This window comes from Flavobacterium sp. MMS24-S5, assembly GCF_050320125.1.
Classification (GTDB): domain Bacteria; phylum Bacteroidota; class Bacteroidia; order Flavobacteriales; family Flavobacteriaceae; genus Flavobacterium; species Flavobacterium tyrosinilyticum.
Map to the genome: position 1 here is coordinate 5,480,323 of NZ_CP190016.1, position 21,962 is coordinate 5,502,284.

Here is a 21,962-nt window from a genome sequence, read left to right on the forward strand (position 1 = left end):
TTTTTAATTTAATAAACCTTATATTTAACATAAATATATTTTTATGAATGCAAATGAGGCTTTAATTGCAAAATTCTATACTGCTTTCGCAAATGCAGATGCTAAAACGATGAGTGAATGCTATCATCCGAAAGTTCATTTTATAGATCCAGCTTTTGGATTACTAAAAGAAGAACAGGTTTCTAAAATGTGGGAAATGCTGCTTCTAAAAAGTAAAGGCAATTTAAAAATCGAATTTTCAAACGTAACTGCCGACGATTCGACTGGTTCAGCAAATTGGACCGCCACCTATAATTTTAGCAAAACAAATAGAAAGGTTGTAAATAATATCTCTGCCCATTTTATTTTTCAAGACGGATTAATTATTAAACACACCGATAGTTTTGATGTCTGGAAATGGTCAAAACAAGCTTTTGGCATCACTGGTTATTTATTAGGCTGGACAGGATTTTTTCAGAAGAAAGTTCAATCGCAAGCCTTATCAGCACTCAAACAATTTCAGAAGACCAAATAAAACAGTACGTTACAATTAATATATCAATATTTGCCTGACGCTCGATTCTAATTTTTTTGTTAATTAATTTTACTAAAAGTGTAAATTTTAGATACTAATGAAAGAAATCGTACACAAAAAATTAAATGAATTACAGGCAACTGCAATTTGCGGAAACGACATTAGCTCTTCTTGCTTATATGTTTCAGCGTTAACCATTTTATACGCAGGTCAATATGCTTGGATTTCACTTCTAATTGTTGCTGTTGTATTATTTCTTTTCCGAAAAATTTACGCCGAAGTTGTTGGAGCAATTCCATTAAATGGTGGCGCTTATAATGTTTTATTAAACACTTCAACCAAACGTCTGGCCTCTTTAGCAGCGACTTTAACGGTTTTATCCTATATGGCAACAGCTGTTATTTCTGCTTCTGAAGGAATGCATTATTTGCACGGAATCTTTGAAGGTTTAAACGTAACCATTGCAACAGTAGTCGTTTTGATTCTGTTTACCGGATTAGCTATTTTAGGAATTGGAGAATCGGCATTTGTGGCCGTCATTATTTTTATGACCCACATAGGCACCTTGGCTTTGCTGGTTTTAGCGTCAGCTTGGTTTATCTTAACTCACGGATTAGATACTTTTCACATCAATTGGCAAACACCAATTTCGTCAGGAAGCATACAAACAGCTCTTTTTCTAGGCTTTTCGGCAGCCATGTTGGGGATATCAGGTTTTGAGAGTTCTGCCAATTTTGTTGAAGAACAAGAACATGGTGTTTTTCCTAAAACACTTCGAAACATGTGGGGAATCGTAAGTTTCTTCAATCCCGTAATTGCTATTTTGTTAATCAGCGTAATTCCGCTAACAGAAGTTGGAGAAAACAAAGAATCACTTTTAGCACATTTAGGAGAAACAACAGGCGGATCTTGGTTAGCCTGGCTGATCTCTATAGATGCCGTTATGGTTCTTTGCGGAGCTGTTTTAACCTCATTTGTAGGGGTTTCAGGGCTTCTAAACCGAATGACATTAGACCGAATTCTTCCTAATTATTTTCTAAAACAAAATAAAAGAGGTTCTCATTATAGAATTGTTTTAAGTTTTCTAATTCTTTGCATTTCTGTTCTTTTTGCAACAAGCGGCCATTTAGAATCTCTAGCTGGAGTTTACACTTTTTCATTTTTAGCCGTTATGGCTCTTTTCGGCATTGGAAATCTGCTTTTAAAATACAAACGCAGAAAACTGCCAAGACCAGAACGCGCGCGAGGCATTGCAGTCGTAATCGCTGTAGTTTCTGTAATTGCTGCTTTTTTGGAAACATGCTTCTCAACATCAATTCGTTTTATACCTTTTTGCAATATATGATTCCAGCCTTACTCTTTATTGGAATTATGCTCAATCGCGTTATTTTAATTCGTCTATTAATAGAAGCTTTAGAATATTTCTATCAGCCATTGCGCAAAATGGTTATCCTGAGTAATCGTTATCTGGAAAAACTAAGTTCCGAAATTAACTCTCAAGAGTTTGTTTTCTTTACAAAAGGAGATGACATTACAATCTTGAACAAAGTCTTACAATACGTTGAAGACAACGAAACTACAAAGAAACTAAAAATTGTTCATGTCAAAAAAGATCCTGTAGACAACGAAGCGCTTAAAAAAGATCTCGAAGTTTTAGATCGCGCATACGGCGGACTAGACATAGAATACATAGAAATTGAAGGTACATTTGGTCATGAAATAATCGATGAGCTTTCTGAAAAATGGAAAATCCCAAAAAACTTTATGTTTATCGGATCTCCAGGAAACAAATTCTCTTACCGTGTAGCCGATCTTGGTGGTGTTCGATTGATTATGTAGTTATTGGGTTTTCTTTTTTGCGATCTTACATAAAGATTATCAAACAAAATCTATAAAAATCATTGCTTTAAAAAAAATAGCCACAGATTACACGGATTAAAAAGATTTAAAAAATCAGTGCTAATCCGTGTAATCTGTGGCTAAAAAATCTTTAGCTATTTGAAGTTATAAATCTAAGATTTAAACCAGCTTTCCACTAGTTCATCTTCAAAAGAAGTTGCATCTTTATGAATAAACTCATTACGCATTTTATCGTAAGAATAATCCAAAGCCCAAGTTTTATGATTTGCTGCCAACTCTTTTATACTTTTACAAACAAAAGCAATTTCCTCATCTGTAGTCGTTGGGTGAATCGACATTCTAATCCATCCTGGTTTTTTGATTAAATCACCAATTGTAATTTCATTAACCAGCTTATTAGAAGTTTCTTGATCAACGTGCAATAAATAATGACCATAAGTTCCCGCACAGCTGCATCCTCCTCTAGTCTGAATTCCGAAACGATCATTCAAAATTTTAACGCCCAAATTAAAGTGAAGATCATCAATAAAGAATGAAATGACCCCCAGACGTTCTTTGTGTTGCCCTGCTAAAATTTTTATATTTTCGACAGAATCCAATTGAGAGAAAACATAATCAACAATTTCGTGCTCACGCTCCATGATGTTTTCAATCCCCATTTCTTCTTTCAATTCAATGGCAAGCGCAATTTTAATAACCTGTAGAAATCCTGGTGTTCCACCATCTTCACGATCTTCAATATTATCAATATATTTATGTTCACCCCAAGGATTTGTCCAACTTACCGTTCCTCCTCCAGGGCAATCAGGAATCATATTATTGTATAATTTCTTATTAAAAATTAAAACCCCAGAAGTTCCTGGTTCGTCCTAAAAATTTATGTGGAGACATAAAAACAGCATCTAAATAGGCTTCTGGATCAGAAGGATGCATGTCAATTTCTACATAAGCTGCCAGAACAAGCAAAATCAACAAAACAAACACCATTATACTGATGCATCAATTTTGCCGCTTCGTGAAAAGGAGTTCTTAATCCCGTAACATTTGAACAGGCTGTAATAGAAGCGATTTTTATCGTTCTATCTTTATATTTTTCTAATAAAACTTCAAGATTTTCTAAATTGAAAAGCCCTTTCTCGCAAGAAGGAATAATTTCTACATCTGCAATAGTCTCCAACCAAGAAGTCTGGTTAGAATGGTGCTCCATATGCGAAATAAAGACAATTGGCTTTTTCTCAGCAGGAACATTGGTAAAACCTTTCAAGTTTTCAGGAATTTTTAATCCTAAAATACGCTGAAACTTATTGATAACTCCCGTCATTCCAGTTCCATCCGTAATTAGCACATCATCATGATTTGCATTAGCATGACGCTTAATAATATGTCTAGCATGATGATACGCTTTTGTCATGGCAGTACCAGAAACAGTCGTTTCTGTATGTGTATTGGCAACAAATGGCCCAAATTGATTCAATAATTTTTCTTCAATAGTGCGATATAATCTTCCGCTGGCAGTCCAATCGGTGTAAATTATTGATTTTCTGCCATAAGGTGACGTAAATTCTTGGTTTATACCGACAATATTTTGTCTAAATTCCTGAAAATACGTTTCCAGGGTCATGGTACTATTTTTGCTATTCATTAGTTGTGCCTTGTGTTTGACTGCAAATATATAGTTTTTTTATAAAATTGCGAATTTATCAATACTAAACTTCAAACACCACGTAACCGTTTGGTATTTTTAGTTAAAAGAACTTTTTTTTAATAAATTATCATAATATCCTATCGAATTAATAGGCATTAAATTTAAAGAAAGCATTATTTATGGGAAATTTATCAGTTGCTACCTTTGGTGGCGGATGTTTTTGGTGTATTGAGGCTGTAATTCAGCGTATAAAAGGTGTAGAATCTATAAAATCGGGTTATTCGGACGGATTTATAAAGAATCCTGCTTATCGCGAAGTATGCACGGGTAGAACAGGACATGCTGAAGTGATTCAAGTAACTTTCAATCCTGACATAATTTCATATCATGACTTAATTTTCATATTCATGACAAGTCATGATCCAACAACTTTAAATCGTCAAGGTGGCGATAGCGGAACGCAATATCGTTCTATCGTTCTGTATCATAATGACGAACAGAAAGAAATTGCAGAAAAAGTATTTGAAGAAGTTCAGCCTGCATATCCAGATCCAATTGTAACGCAATTAAAACCTTTTGAAGTTTTTTACGAAGCTGAAGATTATCATCAAAATTATTATAATGAAAATCAAGAAGCTGGATATTGCCAAGTTGTAATTGATCCAAAAATTCAAAAACTTAAAAAAATGTACGCTGATAGGTTAATCAGCTAAATTTAGTTTTAGCCACAGATTAAACAGATTAAAAGGATTTTTTGTTTTGCCACGAAATACACGAATTTCCACTATTTTTTTTAGTTGAATTTGAAAACATTCGTGGGAATTCGTGTATTTCGTGGCAAAAAGATGAAGTAGAAAATCTTTTTAATCCATTCAATCTGTGGCAAAAAAAAGAAAATCAACAAAATGAAAAATCTTAAAATAAAAAATCGTTTTACTGCAGAATTACCAGCAGATCCAGATTTGACAAATGAAATTCGTCAAGTTAAAGACACGTTGTTTTCATTTGTAAATCCGGTAAAACCTTCGAATCCAAAATTGATTCATGCCTCTGAAGAAGTCGCTGAATTGGTTGGGATTTCTAAAGATGAAATTCAATCAGAAGAATTTTTAAATGTTTTTTCTGGAAAAGAAATTCTTCCAGAATCACGTCCTTATGCAATGTGTTATGCAGGACATCAATTTGGAAACTGGGCAGGACAATTAGGCGATGGTCGTGCCATCAATTTAATGGAAGTTGAAAACAATAATCAGTTTTATACCTTGCAATTGAAGGGCGCTGGAAAAACTCCCTATTCAAGAACTGCAGATGGTTTAGCTGTTTTACGTTCTTCTATAAGAGAGTATTTATGTGCCGAAGCAATGCACTATTTGGGTGTTCCTACTACTCGATCGCTTTCTCTTGCTCTTTCTGGAGATCAAGTTTTAAGGGATATTTTGTATAACGGAAATCCTGCTTATGAAAAAGGTGCAATCGTTTGTCGTGTGGCTCCCTCATTTATTCGTTTCGGAAGTTTTGAAATGCTAACGGCTAGAAATGAGTTGAAAAATTTGAAACAGTTTGTAGAATATACAATTCAGCACTATTTTCCTGAAATAAAAGGAGAACCAAAAGAGCAATATTTACAGTTCTTTCAAAAAGTTGCCGATACAACTCGCGAAATGATTCTGCATTGGCAACGTGTCGGATTTGTACACGGTGTAATGAATACCGACAATATGTCGATTCATGGAATTACAATTGATTATGGTTCGTATGGCTGGCTTGAAAATTATGATCCAGATTGGACGCCAAATACAACAGACAGTCAAAATAGAAGATATCGTTTCGGAAATCAGCCTCAGGTAGCTCAATGGAATTTGTTTCAATTGGCTAATTCGCTTTATCCTTTGGTTAATGAAGCGGCACCTTTAGAAAAGATCTTAGATTCATTTATGACAGAGTTTGAGAATGATTACAAAATAATGTTTTTAAGAAAATTAGGAATCTTTACTTCAAGTGAAGCTGATGATAAAATCATTAAAGGTTTAGAGGAAATTTTGCAGTTGTCAGAAACCGATATGACTATCTTTTTTAGAAATCTGAGCAAAATTAAAAAAGAAGATTCTGTAGAACAAGCATTCGAAAAAATTGAATACGCATTTTATATTCCAGAAGAAATAAGAGAAAATATTCTTGATGCTTGGCAAAAATGGTTTACGGTTTATTTGAAAAGATTAAATGCCGAAGTACTTTCTGATCAAGAAAGAGCTTTAAAAATGAATCAAATTAATCCAAAATATGTACTTCGAAATTATATGGCTCAATTAGCCATTGATGCTGCAGATAAAGAAGATTATGCTCTGGTTGATGAATTATTTCAGCTTTTGAAAAATCCATATGACGAACAGCCTGAATCTGAAAAATGGTTTGCAAAACGTCCAGATTGGGCTAGAACTAAAGTGGGCTGCTCAATGCTGTCCTGCAGTTCTTAAAGTTTTTTTTTCCACAGATTAAAAAGATTCCAATGGTTAATTCTAAAAATCCTTTTAATCTGTGGCATTTTTTTATTTTGTAGTAATATAATCTACAATCATACTCGCATGAATTCTAGAATTTTCTATAAACCATTTATGCGTCTGCATTCCGCCGCAAACTACTCCGGCAAGAAATAAACCTTCTACATTAGTTTCCATAGTTTCGGGATTATAAAATGGAATTTTTAATTCATCGTCAGAAAGTTTAATACCCATTTTTTCTAGAAAAGTCAAATCTGGTTTATATCCTGTTAAAGCTAGAACGAAATCATTCTCAATTATAACCTTTCCGTTTGGAGTTTCAATTTCTACTTCATTTTCTCTAATTTCAGTAATATTAGATTCAAAATAAGCTTTAATACTTCCTTCTGCAATTCGGTTTTCAATATCAGGTTTAACCCAATATTTTACACGACTATTAATTTCGTTTTTACGAATTACCATGGTAACCTCTGCTCCTTTTCTCCAGCATTCTAAAGCCGCATCTACAGACGAATTATTAGCACCTACAACCAAAACTTTTCTAAAAGCATATTCATGCGCTTCTTTATAATAATGGCGTACTTTGGGTAAAGCTTCCCCTAAAATATTCATTTCAATCGGAATATCATAAAAACCCGTCGCGATTACCACGTTTTGAGCTTCATAATTCCGTTTATCTGTTGCTATCTTAAAAATTGCGTTTTGTTTTTCAACACTCAGAACTTTTTCAAATAAATGGATATTGAATTTAAAATAGCGATGAATATTTCTGTAATATTCCAAAGCTTCCTGACGTCCTGGTTTTGGTGCCAAACAATTAAACGGAATCTCGCCAATTTCTAATCTTTCGGCCGTAGAAAAAAAGGTCATGTAGAGCGGATAGTTGAAAATGCTATTAACAATCGCACCTTTTTCTATAATTAAATATTTCAGTTTTATCTTTTCAGCTTCTATCGCACAAGCCAGACCAATTGGCCCGCCTCCCACAATAATAAGGTCGTATTTTGATTCTGTCATTTTATTTTTGCCAATCTTTAAATGGATTTTTGCTTAAGTAAGCATTGTAATATCTTTCGTCATTTGTTACTTCTTCGCCCAACCATTCTGGTTTTTCAAAAGTTTCATTTTCAGAGTTTAACTCGATTTCAGCCATTACCAAACCTTCATTTTCTCCATAAAACTCATCTACTTCAAAGATATGCTCTCCAGATTTTATTTCGTAACGTGTTTTTTCAATTTTACCCTTTTCGCATAATTTCAATAGCTCTTGTGCTTCATCTAGCGGAATTTCATTTTCCCATTCAAAACGAGACATACCTCCACTATGGCTTATTCCTTTTATGGTTATAAAGCCTTTTTGCCCTTTAATTCTAATCCGAACTGTACGCTCAGGAGCAGAACTCAAATAACCTTGAGCAATATTATTCTGAGTAAAAGCTTGACTCTTGAAATCATCTGATTTTACAAGAAACTTTCTTTCTATTTCGACCATTTTAACTGTAGATTATTTTTTATGCAAGTTACTCATTTTAATCAAGTCTTTGAACGTGTAAAAGTCGAAAAACAAGTCAGTTTGTTTTTCTTTACTTTAAACATGTAATATTAAAATAACTGATTATTAATGTGTTATGATTATTATTTTAATTAAATTTGATAGAATCTTAATCCGAAATATATGTCTAAAAAAGCACTTTACCTGTTAGGCATTGCAATAACCATCATTTTGGGTACTTTTTTATATCTGAAATTTTGCTGCAATTGCTGTGAAAAAACAACAACGGACATTACTCCAAAAACAGTTACTCCTACTGTCACAGAGCCCAATTTTGTTCCGTTTGTATTAAATGGTCCCGGACTTAATTATCAGACAAATGATAATTTGAAGTTCCTTAAAAACAGTGCAAAGCTTATTATGCCTGTAAGTGACTCGGTCACAACTGGCATTGATAACTTAAAGAAATTCTTAGAAGCAAATCCGAAACAAAAAATTACAATAACTGGTTACGCGACTTCGGACGAAACAAATTCTACCACTTTTGAAAATCTTGGTCTGGCAAGGGCAAATGATGTTAAAAATTATTTTATTTCTGAAGGACTGTTAGAAAATCAGTTTTCTACTAAGGGTATCATTATAGACAAATGGAAAATGAGTGGCGATACACTTCTTAGGCCTGCGGAATATTTATTTGAAGCAATAGATTCTACTGCAACATCAAATGATGAGTGGAGCGTACTGAAGGCCAAAATAAATGCAGATCCGTTAATTCTCCACTTCAATACAAATAAATCTAGCGAGAAATTAAGTGCTATTGAGAAGCAAAAAGTTACTGACATCGCCAAATATGCCGAGAATGTAAAAGACGCAGTAATTGTAGTTATTGGGCATTCTGATAATGTTGGTAATCGCGATTCAAATATTGTTTTAGGACAAAAAAGAGCCGATTTCTCAAAAAATTATCTCTCTAAAAACGGAATCGATAATGCGAGAATTGAAACACAATCTAAAGGTTCCTGACGAGCCTATTGGCGATAATAATACTGCAGAAGGAAAAGCTTCAAACAGACGAACTGTAATTACCATTAAATAACATAAAAATATATGATCATGAATATACCTTGTATCTTAATACCTATTCTAATAGGCTTAATTTGTGGAATCTTAGGATATTTACTAGGAAAAATGAATTCTAAAAATGATGATTCGCTTTCAGCATCGCTTCAAGCTGATTTAGATGCCTGTAAAGCCAATACACGAAACTTAAATGCAAAAATCGCTACACTAGAAGCAGATTTGGCGGCAAAAACCAAAGCTTCGGTACAATCTTTTGCAACTGCACCTGCAGACATTGTTTTTGATGCTGGTTTGGCGGCAAATGTCTTAGGCAAGAAAATTAAAGAAAATGATTTAAAAATTGTAGAAGGAATTGGCATAAAATAGAAGCTCTGTTTAATGCCTCAGGAATTAATACCTGGTACGAGCTTTCACAAGCTTCTACCGAAAAAATGCAGTCTATTCTAGATGCTGGCGGTGAAAATTACGCCATGCATAATCCGAGCACATGGGCTAAACAAGCACTCTTTGCTTATCAAGGCAAATGGCAGGATTTAAAAGAATGGCAAGAAAATCTTTTGGGCGGGAAAGAGTAAAAAATAGGTTCAAAGGTACATATTTTCAAAGGTTCAGAGATTTTACCTTTGTCACTCTGTACCTTTGAACCTTTCCCAATTCCTAGAAGAATTGTACCAAAGTTTTCCATTTTTTACTTCAAGTGGGCAATCTATATTATTAGTATATAATGCTCCTGTTCCTAAACCTTGTGGCATATCTGAATTTAAAATAAAGGTTCCATTGTGCAATGGCATTCAATCCGATATTGCTTTCTAATGCCGAAGTAATCCACCAACCTATATTATGTTTTTCAGCTAGAGTAATCCATTCCTGAGTACCACGGAAACCACCAATAAAGCTTGGTTTTAAAATGATGTATTGGGGTTGAATTTCTTGAAGCAATTTTTCTTTTTCTTCAAATGAAAACACTCCAATAAGCTCTTCGTCTAAAGCAATTGGAAATGGAGTTTGTTTGCACAATTCTGCCATTTCTGAAATATGACCTTTTTTAATTGGTTGTTCTATGCTATGAAGCTGAAATTGATTTAATTGATTTAGTTTATCTAAAGCTTCTATTGAAGAAAAAGCACCATTAGCATCTACTCTGATTTCTATTTCTTCTGCAGAAAAATGGCTTCTAATGTATTGCAATAATTCTAATTCTTTATTGAAATCAATAGCACCAATTTTAAGTTTTATGCAGTTAAAACCGTCTGCCAATTTCTCTTCTATTTGCTGTTTCATAAAAGCAGCTTCCCCCATCCAAACTAATCCGTTTATAGGAATTGAACTCGTGTTTTTTGTAAAATCTGAAGGAAATAAAATGTATGGATTCTCGCTTTTAAGAGACAAAAAAGCCATTTCTAAGCCAAATTGAATAGAAGGAAATTCTAATAAGGTATTCCAAAGCTCCGTTTCTCCTAAATGAATATTATCGCAAGCCCATTTTAGTTTTTCTTCGTAGTCCTCACGGTCATCTGCACTTAAACCACGAAGTATACCGCACTCTCCTATTCCTTTTTTGCCATTTTCTTCCAGAATGATAAACCAAGTTTCTTTCTCGGTCATAATTCCTCTTGAAGTTCCTGACGGACGTTTAAACTCTAATAAATATTTTTGATATGATGCTTTCATTTTTTTTAAGATGCTAGGACGCTAAGATGCTGAGTTGCTAAGCTTAAAAAAAGACTTTAAAAAGCACTTCATAGCTCAGAAACTTAATTGTATAATTTTAAGACTTTTTCAAAATCTTTTGTTGGCAAACCTGCTTTTTCAAATGCTGCAAAGTCTAATTTTGTTTTGGCAATCCAGCTTAAGCTATCGGTTACATTTTGTGTTTGATATTTTTTGTAAATCGCTTTAGCAGCACTATAATCATCGCTTACCAAATAAGTATGGGCTAAATTTAATTTTACCAATAATTCGGTGTCATCCATTTTTTCGCCTTCCAAAAGTACTTTTAATGCCTTTGCATATTGTTTGGTCAAAATATAGCAATAGCCTAAAGAACTGTAATCTAATGCAGTTGCTTTGCCTTCGCTTACAATCGTGTTTAATTTTGGAATTGCCTCGTTGTATTTTTGAGTTTTAATTAAAGAAGCAACTTGCGTTCTCAAATCGTTGAATACATTTTTAGAAATATCCGCATCTTTGTAACAGCTGTTTCCAAAATCTTTGTACACTTTTGTCTTTTCTACGGCTAATAATTTTTGAAACTCGTTGTAACGATATTGCTTCATAATTTTATTTAAAATGCAAACGCAGAAATCATCTGAATTGGCCATTTTTTGTGCCATTGTAGACGTTTTGCACAAACTTATAATTTCGTTTTTATTGTCTTGATTCCAACCACGGCTTAATTTAGTATCAACCCAAGGCACCACTTCTATAACAACTTTCTGACTCAAGATCCAATTTTTGCTTTCAAAGCCAAACCAAATAGTGCTAATATCTTCCTTTAAACAAGAAGATTTGTTCACAGACAAACGTTTGGCATCTTTGCTTACAGGTTCTGCCTGAGAATAGCAAGCATTGTCAATTTTTCCGTCTGCAATATATTTTTTAGCATTTTCATTAGACGTAAAAATCGAGTAGGTGCATTTGTCATCTCCTGAAATTTTTGACATCAAAAAAACAGCACCAGCCGAACCCTGACTTACTCCTGTTGGATCTGGAATTGCTTTTAATAAAGAGACCAAACTATTGGCCATTTCTTGATTTTTGTCTAAAAGTGTGATTCTATATACAATTTCTGTAGTTCCAACCGGTAAATCTTCTGTTGGTATAGAAATTCTATCGCGCGCTGGAACCATAATTTCTTTGGTTGTAGCTCGTTCTTTATCCCAATAACCGTCTTTTTGTGCAAACGCATTACTGGAAATGGCGATAAATAGTAAGAATAGGATTGGTTTGAAAGTTGTATTTTGTGATGATGCTTTAATTGCCACAGATTTCACAGATTAAAATGATTTTTACTTTAAAAAACTTTAATTCAATTAACATAGATTATGCCAAATAACTTTCTTATAGAATTGAGTGCCCTAGCCCCGATAGAGGCGGTATCCTTTTTAAGGCAATTTTTCTTTGCCTTAAAAAGATATAGCCGAAAGCGGGATTAGCTTCTTATAATTCAATAGAATCTCCGATTGGTAAAAGCATTAAATCTTTTCCTTTATCGAAAAATTTGCGGATTGCTTCTTCATGATTGATTTCAATGTAGCCAAAAGTGTCAAAGTGATATCCTAAAACTTTGTCACATTCTACAAAATCTGAAGCAATAATAGCATCTTCAACATCCATTGTAAAGTTATCTCCAATTGGAAGAATTGCTAAATCTAATTTTGTACGAAGCGGAATTAATTTCATATCGTAAGTCAAAGCAGTATCTCCTGCGATATAGATATTTTTGTGTTCACCTTCGATTACAAAACCTCCAGGATTTCCTCCGTAAGAACTGTCAGGAAAACTGCTTGAGTGAATTGCGTTTACATATTTTACTTTTCCGAAATCAAATTTCCAACTTCCACCGTGATTCATTGGGTGAGAATTGAATCCTTTTTTTGCGTAATAGCTTGCAATTTCTGCATTAGAAACGATAACTGCATTGGTGTTTTTAGCAATCGCTTCAACATCTAAAACGTGATCTGCGTGTGCATGAGTCAATAAGATATAATCGGCTTTTATTGTGCTAAGATTGATTGATGCTGCTTGCGGATTTCCGGTAATAAATGGATCCACAATGATATGTTTTCCTCCTACTTCAATTCCCAATGAAGCATGTCCGTAGTATGTAATTTTCATTTTTTTTACCTTTTAAATTAAACGTTTGTTTTTATCTACCTCCCAAAAAGAGGTTTACAATGATATCTGAAATCAAAGAAATCATACACACTGTAAGTAATATAGAAAGTAAGAACGTGCTTAATGCCAGTTTCTTTAATTCTGGATCTAACAATTTTGGATCTTGATTTTTGTAAACCGTGATTAAATGTTTTGTCAACGGAATATAAGCCAATAAAAATAAGTATTGGTCGAAGTTGTAATCGCTTAAAATAGCAAATACAACTACTAATACCATTGCAGTAATAATTAGGAAAAAGTGGTAGTTTTTAGCTTTTTTAGCCCCTAATTGCACTACAATTGTATTTTTGCCCGATTTTTTATCAGATTCCTGATCGCGCATATTGTTTAGATTTAAAACCCCAACACTCAATAACCCGATTGCAACGGCTGGAAGAATCAAAAGCGGATCAACTTCTTTTGCGTACAAAAAGTTTACGCCCAAAGTACTCACTAATCCGAAGAAAATGAAAACGAATAAATCTCCAAATCCTCTATAACCATAAGCAGAATTACCAACTGTATAGCGAATTGCAGAAACAATAGCCGCGATTCCTAATAATAGAAAAAAGATTGAATATCCGAAATTGTCTTTTCCAAAAGCAAAATAAATTAATATGATGGCAGACAATAAAGTTAAAAGCGAAGTAATAATAATGGCTTTTTTCATTGCCTGAGGCGTAATAACACCACTCTGAATAGCACGTTGCGGCCATTACTCGATCTGCATTATCAGTACCTTTTACTCCATCGCCATAATCGTTTGCAAAATTGGATAAAACCTGTAATCCTAACGTTGTCAATAGAGCAAAACCAAAAACTTTCCAGCTGAATACTTCTGTAGGAGTGTTAATCGTTTCTGTTGGATTTGACAATGCATAAATACTTCCAACTATAATTCCGGAAACTGATAAAGGTAATGTGCGCAGTCTAGCGGCTTCAATCCAATGTTTCATTTTTATTATTTTAGATTTTAGAATGTAGATTTTAGATTTTTAAAAATTCTGATTTTAGATTGCTTGAATATGAAATATGAAATCTAAAATCTAAAATCAGAAATCTACAATTTATTAAGGTAACCACTTATTTTCACCGAAGTTTGGTTTTCTTTTTTCCAAGAAAGCGTTTCTTCCTTCTTTTGCTTCTTCGGTCATGTAAGCTAAACGAGTTGCTTCTCCTGCAAAAACTTGTTGTCCGACCATTCCGTCGTCTGTCAAATTCATTGCGAATTTTAGCATTTTTATAGATGTTGGTGATTTTTGAAGAATTTCCTGTGCCCACTCGTAAGCAGTAGCTTCTAACTCGTCATGTGGAATTACAGCATTTACCATTCCCATTTCAAAAGCTTCTTGAGCAGAATAATTTCTACCTAAAAAGAAGATTTCACGAGCTTTTTTCTGACCCACCATTTTAGCCAAATATGCCAATCCGTAACCACCGTCAAAACTTGTTACGTCTGCATCAGTTTGTTTAAAAATGGCATGTTCTTTACTTGCAAGCGTCATGTCGCAAACTACGTGCAAACTGTGTCCGCCACCTACAGCCCATCCTGGAACCACTGCAATTACTACTTTAGGCATAAAACGAATTAAACGCTGTACTTCTAAGATATTTAAACGGTGTTGTCCGTCGTCTCCAACGTATCCTTGGTGTCCACGTGCATTTTGATCTCCACCGCTGCAGAAAGAATAAACTCCGTCTTTTGTTGAAGGCCCTTCAGCTGAAAGTAAAACTACACCAATCGAAGTATCTTCTTGTGCATCATAAAAAGCTTGGTATAATTCTGAAGTAGTTTTAGGACGGAATGCATTTCTAACATTAGGTCTGTTAAAAGCTATTCTCGCTACTCCATTGCATTTTTTATAAGTTATATCTTCAAATTCTCTGGCTGTAATCCAATCCATTTTGATTTTTTGTTTAAAAATAATTATAGGGTAAAAATAAATCATTTTTACTACTTTACCTACTCAATCGCTCTTAAGTCTTTGCTAAATTGACTTCTAATGTTAACAATTAGTATTTACTTACAAAAAATAACATTTTTTAACATTAGTTTAGAAAAATAATAATTAATTTTACACCCTAGAAATCAATGAGATACAAAACATTTCAAAGATTTCAGATTGATTTTCTTTCACTGATTTATTAACCTAAAAAATGATTTTTTTGAGAAAATTTAAAAAATTTGTCGCTCATTTTTTTAGGGTTTTAAGTAACAAACCTCAATTAAAGGAGCAAATGATTTATGTGTTTGTCGAAACTTCAAAAAGAAAAAAGTAACACCTAAGGTTAAATGTTAGAATTGTCTATTAATTAGTATAGGAATGATAACGAAAAGAGGAAAAAAGTACTAATTCACAACTTTCTAAAAGTTATTTTATAAAACCAATGGATGAGCCGTGAAATTCTCTTTTTTGCTTTTAAGATAGGTGCATTGATTATTTAAAAGACATACCATCGATGGGACGATCTCTAAAATACGTAAAGCCATTGTCCTGAGATGAATTCGAATTATTTTATTTCTGTTTTTTTTTAATTACAATTTTTTTTAAAACTGAATAAAAAGCGAAAGGCTGCTTGTAATGAGCAGCCTTTCGTGTTATAATAATTTTGCTAGCGCAAAATAAATTCCAAATTTTAAATTCCAAACTCCAAGTCTCAATTGGAATTTGGAATTTTTTAATTGGAATTTCTATTCTTTTACAAGATAAATTCCGTCTTCTTTAATTTCGATCAGTTTTTCTTTGTATAATGAGCCAATTGCTTTTTTGAAAGACTTTTTACTCATTTTCAAAACGGTTTTAATGTCTTCTGGATGAGAATTATCGTTTAAACGAAGGAAACCTCTACTGGCTCTCAATTCACTTAAAATCTTATCTGCATTGGGTTCTATACTCTCAACACCTTGAGGCTGAAGCGCAACATCAATTTTGTTATCAGGACGAATGTTTTTGATATAACCACGCATTCTGTCGCCGGTTCTTATCGAATCATCATAAACTTCATCTTTGTACAAAAGACCTTTATGACGTTCGTTTATAATAACATTAATTCCCATATCGGTAATATGAGACACGATTAAATCTACTTCTTCGCCTTTTTCAACCGTTAACTTTTCATTACTCAAAAATTGATTGGTTTTGCTTGAAGCCACCAAACGATTGGTCTGTTTGTCTAAATATAAATAAACCAAATAGCGTTTTCCTTTTTCCATCGGACGCGCTTGTTCTTTAAACGGAACCAAGATATCTTTTTCCATTCCCCAGTCCATAAACGCACCAACGTTATTAATGTAATTTACTCTCAAAAGAGCAAACTCATTAAGTAAAATGTACGGAACCAAAGTTGTCGCAACTGGTCGCTGTTCATGATCTAAGTAAACAAAAACGATTAATTCTTCGCCAATTTCAAATACTTTTGGTACATATTTATTGGGAAGCAAAACATCGTGAACGCCATCTGGATCGTTTTCAGGATCTCCTAAAAACAAACCAACTTTGGTGTCACGCAATATAGTTAGGGTATTGTATTTTCCTATTTCTAGCATTTTCTAAATATTCTAAGTTGATTATACAACTAAGTTTGTGAGGTGCAAAGGTACGAAGTTTGGCATCGTACAAAGAAATTAATTTAACAAAACTTAATTTGTAGGTAAAAAACAGAAAATCCCTTTATAAGTAGAAGTTACAAAGGGATTTTGAATTATATCAAACTTAGATTATTTGAAGATGCTTTCTTTCTTAAAATGTACAGTCAGTAAATAATAAACTACCGCTCTATATTTGTGTTTATTAGATTTTCCATATTTTTCCATAACGGCATCAATTCCTTTATCTAAATCTGGACCACTAGTTAAACCTAATTTCTTAATTAAAAAGTTGTTTTTTACAGTATCCAATTCTGATTGTTGTGAAGAAGCTACCGTAGAAGCATCATCATTGTAAATTGACGGACCGCAAGCAATTGTAACTTTTGTTAATAAATCTGCATCAGCTGTAATACCACATTTCTCTTTTAAATCAGTAGTGTACTTTTTAATTAATTCTTCTCTCTTGCTCATAACTATAAATTTAATTTGGTGAATAATGCACCAAATCTATAGCTAAAGAAGCAATAAATCAAAAAATTTAACAAAATTTTTCTTTCAAAATCAATACAGGTATTTAAAGTACTGTTTCAAAATCTGATCATTCTCCAATGTTGGCGTAAATACCTCTAAAATTGCCGGTTTATCATCTGAACTATACAGTGATTTTATTCCGTTTTCTAAAGATTCATTGTCTTTTGCTGCATAATAATTAAAATTATACATCTTAGCCAAATACTCCGCTGTAAGATTATGAGAGGTTTCAAAATACGTATTGAAAACAGGTTTTTCTTGATGTCCTGGCAAAATCCTAAAGATTCCTCCTCCTCCATTATTTATTAAAATAATCTTGAAGTTTTTCGGAATGTATGAATTCCACAAAGCATTGCTATCGTACAAGAAACTGATGTCTCCAGTTACAAAAACAGTTTGCTTTTTATTTCCAACCGCTGCACCAATTGCTGTAGAAGTACTTCCATCAATTCCGCTTGTTCCGCGGTTGCAAAAAACTTCGATAGAATTATCAATATCGATTAATTGTGCATAGCGAATTGCAGAACTATTGCTAATTTGGAGCAGACTGTTTTTAGGAAGTGATTCTATTACTTTTTCGAAAACCTTAAAATCAGAAAATTCAATTTTACTTAAATATTCTTTTCTTCTTTCTAGCCTTGTTTGGTAAACGGTATCTACATTATTAAAATAGTTGCTTTTTACAAAAGATGTTTTTGAGAGCAAGTCTTTAAAGAAATCATTTGGCTGCATCTCAAAATGTTTTGTAAGTGCTCCAAATGTATCATAGGCTCTTAAAGTATCAATATGCCAATGGTGTTCTGGTTTGTATTTTCTTAAAAACCCTTTAATTCTTTTTGAGACAACCATTCCTCCAAAAGTGATTAAAACTTCAGGGTTAAATTTCTTAAAATCAAAATCATCAAAAGGAGTAATTAAAGTATCTATTGAATTGATAAAACTAGGATGATGCAGATTTGATGTTGTTTCTGTCAGCACCACAATTGACGGATCTGAAGCTAAATTTTCTATAACTTCTTGATCAATTGCATTTGCTTCATTAACCCCAACTAAGACTAATTTTCGCTTGGCAGTATTCCAAATAGAAACTATGTCGTCGCTATTTTCTATTGCTAAAGGAAAAGCTTCTGGCTCAGGATTTGTAATTATAGGCTGTACAGAAAGTTCTTCTGTTGTTTCGTATAAAGGTTCTTCAAAAGGTGCATTAATATGAACTGGGCCTTTCTTTTGAATTGCAATTTCAATGGCCAAATTGATTTTCAAATCATTTTCTTCTGAAGCTTCTTCGGTCAAATTTGCATTAAAAACAGAATGATTAGAGAAAACATTTTCTTGACGAATCGTTTGTCCGTCACCAATATCAATTTTACTCTGCGGACGATCAGCAGAAATTACAATTAAGGGAATTTGGCTGTAAAACGCTTCCGCGAAAGCGGGATAATAATTCAATAAAGCCGATCCTGAAGTACAAACAATTGCAGTTGGCTGTTTAGTTTGCTGTGCAATTCCTAGAGCAAAAAAAGCGGCACATCGCTCGTCTGCAATACTATAACAGATGAAATTTGAATTTTGAGCAAATCCGATAGTTAGAGGTGCATTTCTAGATCCTGGAGAAATTATAATATTAACAATGCCTTTGGCAGATAAAATTTCGATAATGCTTTGTGCAAGCGCTATTTTGGGGTAAATCATTCCGGTCGTGTATTACTTTTTTCAAAGAAAAATCCTTATTTAATCTTTCTTTCTCTTGCTTACAAAGTTACAAACTTCGCACTTGATTTATATTATAATTAGGAATATATTAAGGCTCTTTCTCAAAAAAGGGGATATATTTGTAAAATCGAATAATTAATAAAAGCCAGCCTTACTATGCGTTTCTTATTTATACTTTTTTTATCTGTTACTTTTCAAACCATAACTTCTCAGAATCAATTTGTTCCTGTTGATGTTCCTTACAAAACGGCTTTAGAAAATGCAAAAAAAGAAGGAAAACCGCTTTTTGTAATGCTTTATGCCGATTGGTGTCCGCATTGTAATTTAATGAAAACCGAAGTTTTAAGTGATCCTGCAATCATTGATTTTTTGAATAAGAATTTTGTATGCACTTATAAAAATATTGAAAAAGAAGAAGGAATTGCTTTAAAGAATAAATTCAATACAAAATCACTTCCTACTTTTTTATTTCTTGACAGCAATGAAACGTTAATTTATGCTCTGAAAGGAGAAATGAAAAAAGCGGAGTTTCAAAATGAATTGCGTTATGCTTTAAATCCGAAAATGCAATTGCCCTATTTAGAAAAGGAGTTTCTTGCCGATCCAAGCAATTCAGATAAGTTCTTCACGTATTTAAATACTCTAAAAAAAGGAAAAGATAGAACTGAGTTATCAATACCAACCCACGTGTATTTGAATACTCAATCGGATAATCAATTGGTTAGCGAATTAAACTGGAGAGTTATAGCCAACGGTGTCACGGATATTAAATCTAGAGAATTTCAGTTTGTTTTAAACCATCAGAAAGAATTTGCTGCTGTAGCGTCTCAAAATCGTGTTGACCGTAAAATTGAAAGTATCGTAAACGAATTGCTTCGTCCTTTGGTTGATAATTTAGATACGGTAAACTATTACAAACAAAGAGAAATTGCCAAATCTATCCGATTGCAGAAAACAGATTCTTTGGTTTTTAAATACGATTTGACATTAGCGGAAAGAACTGAAAAATGGAATTTCTATAAAAAAGTTACTCTTGAAGACACTCAGAAATTAGTTTGGAACGATGCGAGTTTTTTAAAGGATATTGGAAATACTTACTTTAAGCATATTAAAGATACTGAAAGTTTAAAAAAAGCTATTTCTTGGGTAGATCGCTCTTTAGAATTAAATGATTCCTACGACGGCAATTTACTTGAAGCTAAACTTTACAATAAAATAAAGAATAAGAAAAAAGCTTTGGAATACGCCAAAAATGCCAAAGCCATTGCTAAGGAAATGGATTGGAACTCTAAAGAAGTAGACGTTCTATTGGCTGAACTGAATACCAAATAAATCGAAATAATTACCAATGAGCATTATTTTAAGACCTGCAACCACAAACGATTTGCAAAAGATACTGGAAATTGTAAATCACTCTATTTTACATACTACAGCTAATTATAGCTACGAAATTCAAACTTTGGAAGTTCAGACCAAATGGTTTGAAGACAAAAAAGCTAAAAATCTTCCTATAATTGTAGCCGATTTAGATGGCGAAGTAGTTGGTTTTGGAAGTTATGGTCAATTTAGAGAGAAAATAGGGTATCAATATACCGTAGAACATTCTGTCTATGTAGTGGACAATATTATTGGAAAAGGAATTGGTTCTAAACTTTTGACAGAATTAATTCGTTTAGCAAAAGAACAAGGTTATCATGTTATGATTGGCGCAATTGATGCTAATAATGCAGGAAGTATTGCTTTTCATGAAAAATTTGGATTTGTCGCTACGGGCACGATTCGCGAAGTTGGCTACAAATTTGACCATTGGCTGGACTTGGTTTTTATGCAGCTTATTTTAGTTTAACCGCAAAGTTCGCGAAGCATTACGCAAAGTTCGCAAAGTATTTAAAAACTCTATTCCTTTGCCTCTTTTTATCATTTTGGAACTAAAGTTTTTGGTTTATTAACCTAAAGTACGCAAAGCATTTAAAAACTCTGTCCCTTTGTATCTTTGTCCCTTTGAAACTAAAAAAAAACTCAAATTTGAAAATTTCAAATTTGAGTTTTTTTTTAGCTTTTAATCCAATTGATTACTTCAGGTTCTGTAACTAAAGTTTTTGGTTTAATTACTTTAACCAATTCCCCTTTTTCGTTGATTAGGTATTTTTGAAAATTCCATTCTACTTCAGAGTCTTGCAAACCGTTTCTTGATTTCTCGGTTAAGAATTTATACACTTCACACATATCACTTCCTTTAACTGAAACTTTGTTCATCATCGGGAAAGTTACACCGTAATTTTGCTGGCAGAATGTTTCAATTTCTTTAGCCGTTCCAGGTTCTTGTGAAGCAAAATTATTTGCTGGAAACCCAACAATTACAAAACCTTTATCTTTATATTCTTTGTAAACCGCTTCCAAATCTTTGTATTGCGGAGTTAAACCACATTTTGAAGCTGTGTTAACAATCATGATCTTTTTGCCTTTTAAAGAAGCAAAGTCAAAAGTATCACCTGATAAATCTTCTACTTTAAATTGATAAATTGTTTCTTTAGCCATGGTTTTATCTTTTTTAGATAACTTGTTTGTATTAGTTTGAGCATTTAATCCTGTTGCTGACAAAAGAGCTGCTCCAAATAGCATTAATATTATTTTTTTCATCTGATAATTTTTTATAAAATTAGCTAAAATCCATTTCACAAAAACTATTTTAAGTCTATAATTTTTGCCAATCAAAAGTTAAATAAAAAATTGAAGCCTAACGTTAATCAGACGTTAGGCTTCCCCATACAAACAAATCAAACCATGAATTAATTATTATGCAATCTTTTATAAATTATAGTTGATGACACTCGGTTATGTCGAAAATTTCTTCAACCCCCATATGTCAAACGTCTTTTAAAAAAAATCTCTTATTGGCTTGTATGATGTAAACTTAAATCCTAAAATTATCGAGAGACATATTAAAAAAATCTTCTTTTGGAAGTCCGAGTGCATCAACTATTTAATATTTTTAAACTATTTCGTTATCAATTCTTATTAGTAATAAAGCTCGTTAAAACATCTTTCAAAAATTCACTTTCAGAAAAACTAATGAGGGTCAAAACTGTTGTTAATCCAACTATTAATATTCTGACTAATATTTTGCTATCCATATGTCTATAATGCTATTATAACAACAGTTT

19 protein-coding genes and 3 pseudogenes are annotated in these 21,962 nt (G+C 32.9%); 10 read left to right on the forward strand and 12 right to left on the reverse strand.

Features of this window, described 5'->3' with window-relative positions; translation table 11 throughout:
• Positions 1–43 precede the first annotated feature (43 nt).
• From ACPWTF_RS25310 to ACPWTF_RS25320, 3 genes are all read left to right on the forward strand, one after another.
• Entirely contained in the window at positions 44–514 is a 471-nt protein-coding gene (locus tag ACPWTF_RS25310) for a nuclear transport factor 2 family protein (protein ID WP_427873805.1), read from the forward strand.
• Positions 515–611: 97 nt separating this feature from the next.
• Positions 612–1,859 (forward strand): APC family permease, encoded by a 1,248-nt coding sequence (locus ACPWTF_RS25315; protein ID WP_427873806.1) that lies wholly within the window; start codon positions 612–614, stop codon positions 1,857–1,859.
• Complete coding sequence (locus ACPWTF_RS25320; RefSeq protein WP_427873807.1) at positions 1,856–2,353, forward strand: hypothetical protein; 498 nt, start codon at positions 1,856–1,858, stop codon at positions 2,351–2,353. Before ACPWTF_RS25315 ends, ACPWTF_RS25320 begins: the two co-directional genes overlap by 4 nt.
• A 173-nt stretch (positions 2,354–2,526) precedes the next feature.
• Here ACPWTF_RS25320 and ACPWTF_RS25325 read toward each other — a convergent pair.
• Positions 2,527–4,016, reverse strand: a pseudogene (locus ACPWTF_RS25325) (aminotransferase class V-fold PLP-dependent enzyme).
• A gap of 182 nt (positions 4,017–4,198) precedes the next feature.
• On the opposite strand from ACPWTF_RS25325, the gene msrA reads away from it, so the two are divergent.
• Positions 4,199–4,732 (forward strand): peptide-methionine (S)-S-oxide reductase MsrA, encoded by a 534-nt coding sequence (gene msrA / locus ACPWTF_RS25330; protein WP_250836174.1) that lies wholly within the window; start codon positions 4,199–4,201, stop codon positions 4,730–4,732.
• A gap of 192 nt (positions 4,733–4,924) precedes the next feature.
• Positions 4,925–6,493, forward strand: coding sequence for a protein adenylyltransferase SelO (locus tag ACPWTF_RS25335; protein WP_427873808.1), 1,569 nt, complete (start codon positions 4,925–4,927; stop codon positions 6,491–6,493).
• Between the two features lie 72 nt (positions 6,494–6,565).
• Here ACPWTF_RS25335 and ACPWTF_RS25340 read toward each other — a convergent pair whose 3' ends face one another.
• Entirely contained in the window at positions 6,566–7,534 is a 969-nt protein-coding gene (locus ACPWTF_RS25340; protein ID WP_427873809.1) for a YpdA family putative bacillithiol disulfide reductase, read from the reverse strand.
• Between the two features lies 1 nt (position 7,535).
• The gene (locus tag ACPWTF_RS25345; protein WP_427873810.1) at positions 7,536–8,009 is read right to left on the reverse strand and encodes a CYTH domain-containing protein; all 474 of its coding nucleotides are present in this window, start codon (positions 8,007–8,009) and stop codon (positions 7,536–7,538) included.
• Between the two features lie 183 nt (positions 8,010–8,192).
• On the opposite strand from ACPWTF_RS25345, the gene ACPWTF_RS25350 reads away from it, so the two are divergent.
• The 3 genes from ACPWTF_RS25350 (at position 8,193) to ACPWTF_RS25360 (ending at position 9,664) form a co-directional block, all read left to right on the forward strand.
• On the forward strand, positions 8,193–9,032 hold the full coding sequence (locus tag ACPWTF_RS25350) for an OmpA family protein (protein ID WP_427873811.1): 840 nt from the start codon (positions 8,193–8,195) through the stop codon (positions 9,030–9,032).
• 90 nt (positions 9,033–9,122) lie between these two features.
• Positions 9,123–9,455 (forward strand): hypothetical protein, encoded by a 333-nt coding sequence (locus ACPWTF_RS25355; protein ID WP_427873812.1) that lies wholly within the window; start codon positions 9,123–9,125, stop codon positions 9,453–9,455.
• A gap of 65 nt (positions 9,456–9,520) precedes the next feature.
• Positions 9,521–9,664, forward strand: a complete 144-nt coding sequence (locus ACPWTF_RS25360; RefSeq protein ID WP_427873813.1) for a hypothetical protein — start codon at positions 9,521–9,523, stop codon at positions 9,662–9,664.
• Between the two features lie 51 nt (positions 9,665–9,715).
• On the opposite strand, the pseudogene ACPWTF_RS25365 reads toward ACPWTF_RS25360, so the two are convergent.
• The 8 genes and pseudogenes from ACPWTF_RS25365 to menD all read right to left on the reverse strand — a co-directional run bounded on the left by ACPWTF_RS25365 (position 9,716) and on the right by menD (position 18,777).
• Positions 9,716–10,760, reverse strand: a pseudogene (locus ACPWTF_RS25365) (o-succinylbenzoate synthase).
• Between the two features lie 83 nt (positions 10,761–10,843).
• Positions 10,844–12,082 (reverse strand): tetratricopeptide repeat protein, encoded by a 1,239-nt coding sequence (locus tag ACPWTF_RS25370; RefSeq protein WP_427873814.1) that lies wholly within the window; start codon positions 12,080–12,082, stop codon positions 10,844–10,846.
• Between the two features lie 166 nt (positions 12,083–12,248).
• On the reverse strand, positions 12,249–12,926 hold the full coding sequence (locus ACPWTF_RS25375; RefSeq protein ID WP_427873815.1) for a metal-dependent hydrolase: 678 nt from the start codon (positions 12,924–12,926) through the stop codon (positions 12,249–12,251).
• A gap of 31 nt (positions 12,927–12,957) precedes the next feature.
• Positions 12,958–13,921: pseudogene (menA, locus tag ACPWTF_RS25380) on the reverse strand (1,4-dihydroxy-2-naphthoate octaprenyltransferase).
• 114 nt (positions 13,922–14,035) lie between these two features.
• Positions 14,036–14,869: a 1,4-dihydroxy-2-naphthoyl-CoA synthase gene (locus ACPWTF_RS25385; RefSeq protein ID WP_427873816.1), complete on the reverse strand. Its 834-nt coding sequence runs from the start codon at positions 14,867–14,869 to the stop codon at positions 14,036–14,038.
• Between the two features lie 788 nt (positions 14,870–15,657).
• Entirely contained in the window at positions 15,658–16,512 is an 855-nt protein-coding gene (locus ACPWTF_RS25390; protein ID WP_427873817.1) for a CvfB family protein, read from the reverse strand.
• A 171-nt stretch (positions 16,513–16,683) separates the two neighbouring features.
• A complete protein-coding gene (locus ACPWTF_RS25395; protein WP_427873818.1) occupies positions 16,684–17,025 on the reverse strand; it encodes a DUF2853 family protein in 342 nt (113 codons plus the stop codon).
• A gap of 90 nt (positions 17,026–17,115) precedes the next feature.
• On the reverse strand, positions 17,116–18,777 hold the full coding sequence (gene menD, locus ACPWTF_RS25400) for a 2-succinyl-5-enolpyruvyl-6-hydroxy-3-cyclohexene-1-carboxylic-acid synthase (protein ID WP_427873819.1): 1,662 nt from the start codon (positions 18,775–18,777) through the stop codon (positions 17,116–17,118).
• A gap of 177 nt (positions 18,778–18,954) precedes the next feature.
• On the opposite strand from menD, the gene ACPWTF_RS25405 reads away from it, so the two are divergent.
• Both ACPWTF_RS25405 and ACPWTF_RS25410 read left to right on the forward strand, forming a co-directional pair.
• Positions 18,955–20,130 carry a thioredoxin family protein gene (locus tag ACPWTF_RS25405; protein ID WP_427873820.1) on the forward strand — a complete coding sequence of 392 codons (1,176 nt, stop codon included), beginning with the start codon at positions 18,955–18,957 and terminating at the stop codon, positions 20,128–20,130.
• 16 nt (positions 20,131–20,146) lie between these two features.
• On the forward strand, positions 20,147–20,644 hold the full coding sequence (locus tag ACPWTF_RS25410) for an N-acetyltransferase family protein (RefSeq protein ID WP_427873821.1): 498 nt from the start codon (positions 20,147–20,149) through the stop codon (positions 20,642–20,644).
• Between the two features lie 206 nt (positions 20,645–20,850).
• Here ACPWTF_RS25410 and ACPWTF_RS25415 read toward each other — a convergent pair whose 3' ends face one another.
• The gene (locus ACPWTF_RS25415) at positions 20,851–21,438 is read right to left on the reverse strand and encodes a glutathione peroxidase (RefSeq protein WP_427873822.1); all 588 of its coding nucleotides are present in this window, start codon (positions 21,436–21,438) and stop codon (positions 20,851–20,853) included.
• Positions 21,439–21,962: the final 524 nt, after the last annotated feature.

Coding starts and splice junctions, on each gene's coding strand:
- ACPWTF_RS25335 (WP_427873808.1), top strand. CDS start 4,925: ATGAAAAATCTTAAAATAAAAAATCGTTTTACTGCAGAATTACCAGCA.
- ACPWTF_RS25385 (WP_427873816.1), bottom strand. CDS start 14,869: ATGGATTGGATTACAGCCAGAGAATTTGAAGATATAACTTATAAAAAA.
- ACPWTF_RS25395 (WP_427873818.1), bottom strand. CDS start 17,025: ATGAGCAAGAGAGAAGAATTAATTAAAAAGTACACTACTGATTTAAAA.
- ACPWTF_RS25415 (WP_427873822.1), bottom strand. CDS start 21,438: ATGAAAAAAATAATATTAATGCTATTTGGAGCAGCTCTTTTGTCAGCA.
- msrA (WP_250836174.1), top strand. CDS start 4,199: ATGGGAAATTTATCAGTTGCTACCTTTGGTGGCGGATGTTTTTGGTGT.
- ACPWTF_RS25410 (WP_427873821.1), top strand. CDS start 20,147: ATGAGCATTATTTTAAGACCTGCAACCACAAACGATTTGCAAAAGATA.
- ACPWTF_RS25355 (WP_427873812.1), top strand. CDS start 9,123: ATGAATATACCTTGTATCTTAATACCTATTCTAATAGGCTTAATTTGT.
- ACPWTF_RS25340 (WP_427873809.1), bottom strand. CDS start 7,534: ATGACAGAATCAAAATACGACCTTATTATTGTGGGAGGCGGGCCAATT.
- ACPWTF_RS25345 (WP_427873810.1), bottom strand. CDS start 8,009: ATGGTCGAAATAGAAAGAAAGTTTCTTGTAAAATCAGATGATTTCAAG.
- ACPWTF_RS25375 (WP_427873815.1), bottom strand. CDS start 12,926: ATGAAAATTACATACTACGGACATGCTTCATTGGGAATTGAAGTAGGA.
- ACPWTF_RS25320 (WP_427873807.1), top strand. CDS start 1,856: ATGATTCCAGCCTTACTCTTTATTGGAATTATGCTCAATCGCGTTATT.
- ACPWTF_RS25405 (WP_427873820.1), top strand. CDS start 18,955: ATGCGTTTCTTATTTATACTTTTTTTATCTGTTACTTTTCAAACCATA.
- ACPWTF_RS25390 (WP_427873817.1), bottom strand. CDS start 16,512: ATGCTAGAAATAGGAAAATACAATACCCTAACTATATTGCGTGACACC.
- ACPWTF_RS25310 (WP_427873805.1), top strand. CDS start 44: ATGAATGCAAATGAGGCTTTAATTGCAAAATTCTATACTGCTTTCGCA.
- ACPWTF_RS25360 (WP_427873813.1), top strand. CDS start 9,521: ATGCAGTCTATTCTAGATGCTGGCGGTGAAAATTACGCCATGCATAAT.
- ACPWTF_RS25315 (WP_427873806.1), top strand. CDS start 612: ATGAAAGAAATCGTACACAAAAAATTAAATGAATTACAGGCAACTGCA.
- menD (WP_427873819.1), bottom strand. CDS start 18,777: ATGATTTACCCCAAAATAGCGCTTGCACAAAGCATTATCGAAATTTTA.
- ACPWTF_RS25350 (WP_427873811.1), top strand. CDS start 8,193: ATGTCTAAAAAAGCACTTTACCTGTTAGGCATTGCAATAACCATCATT.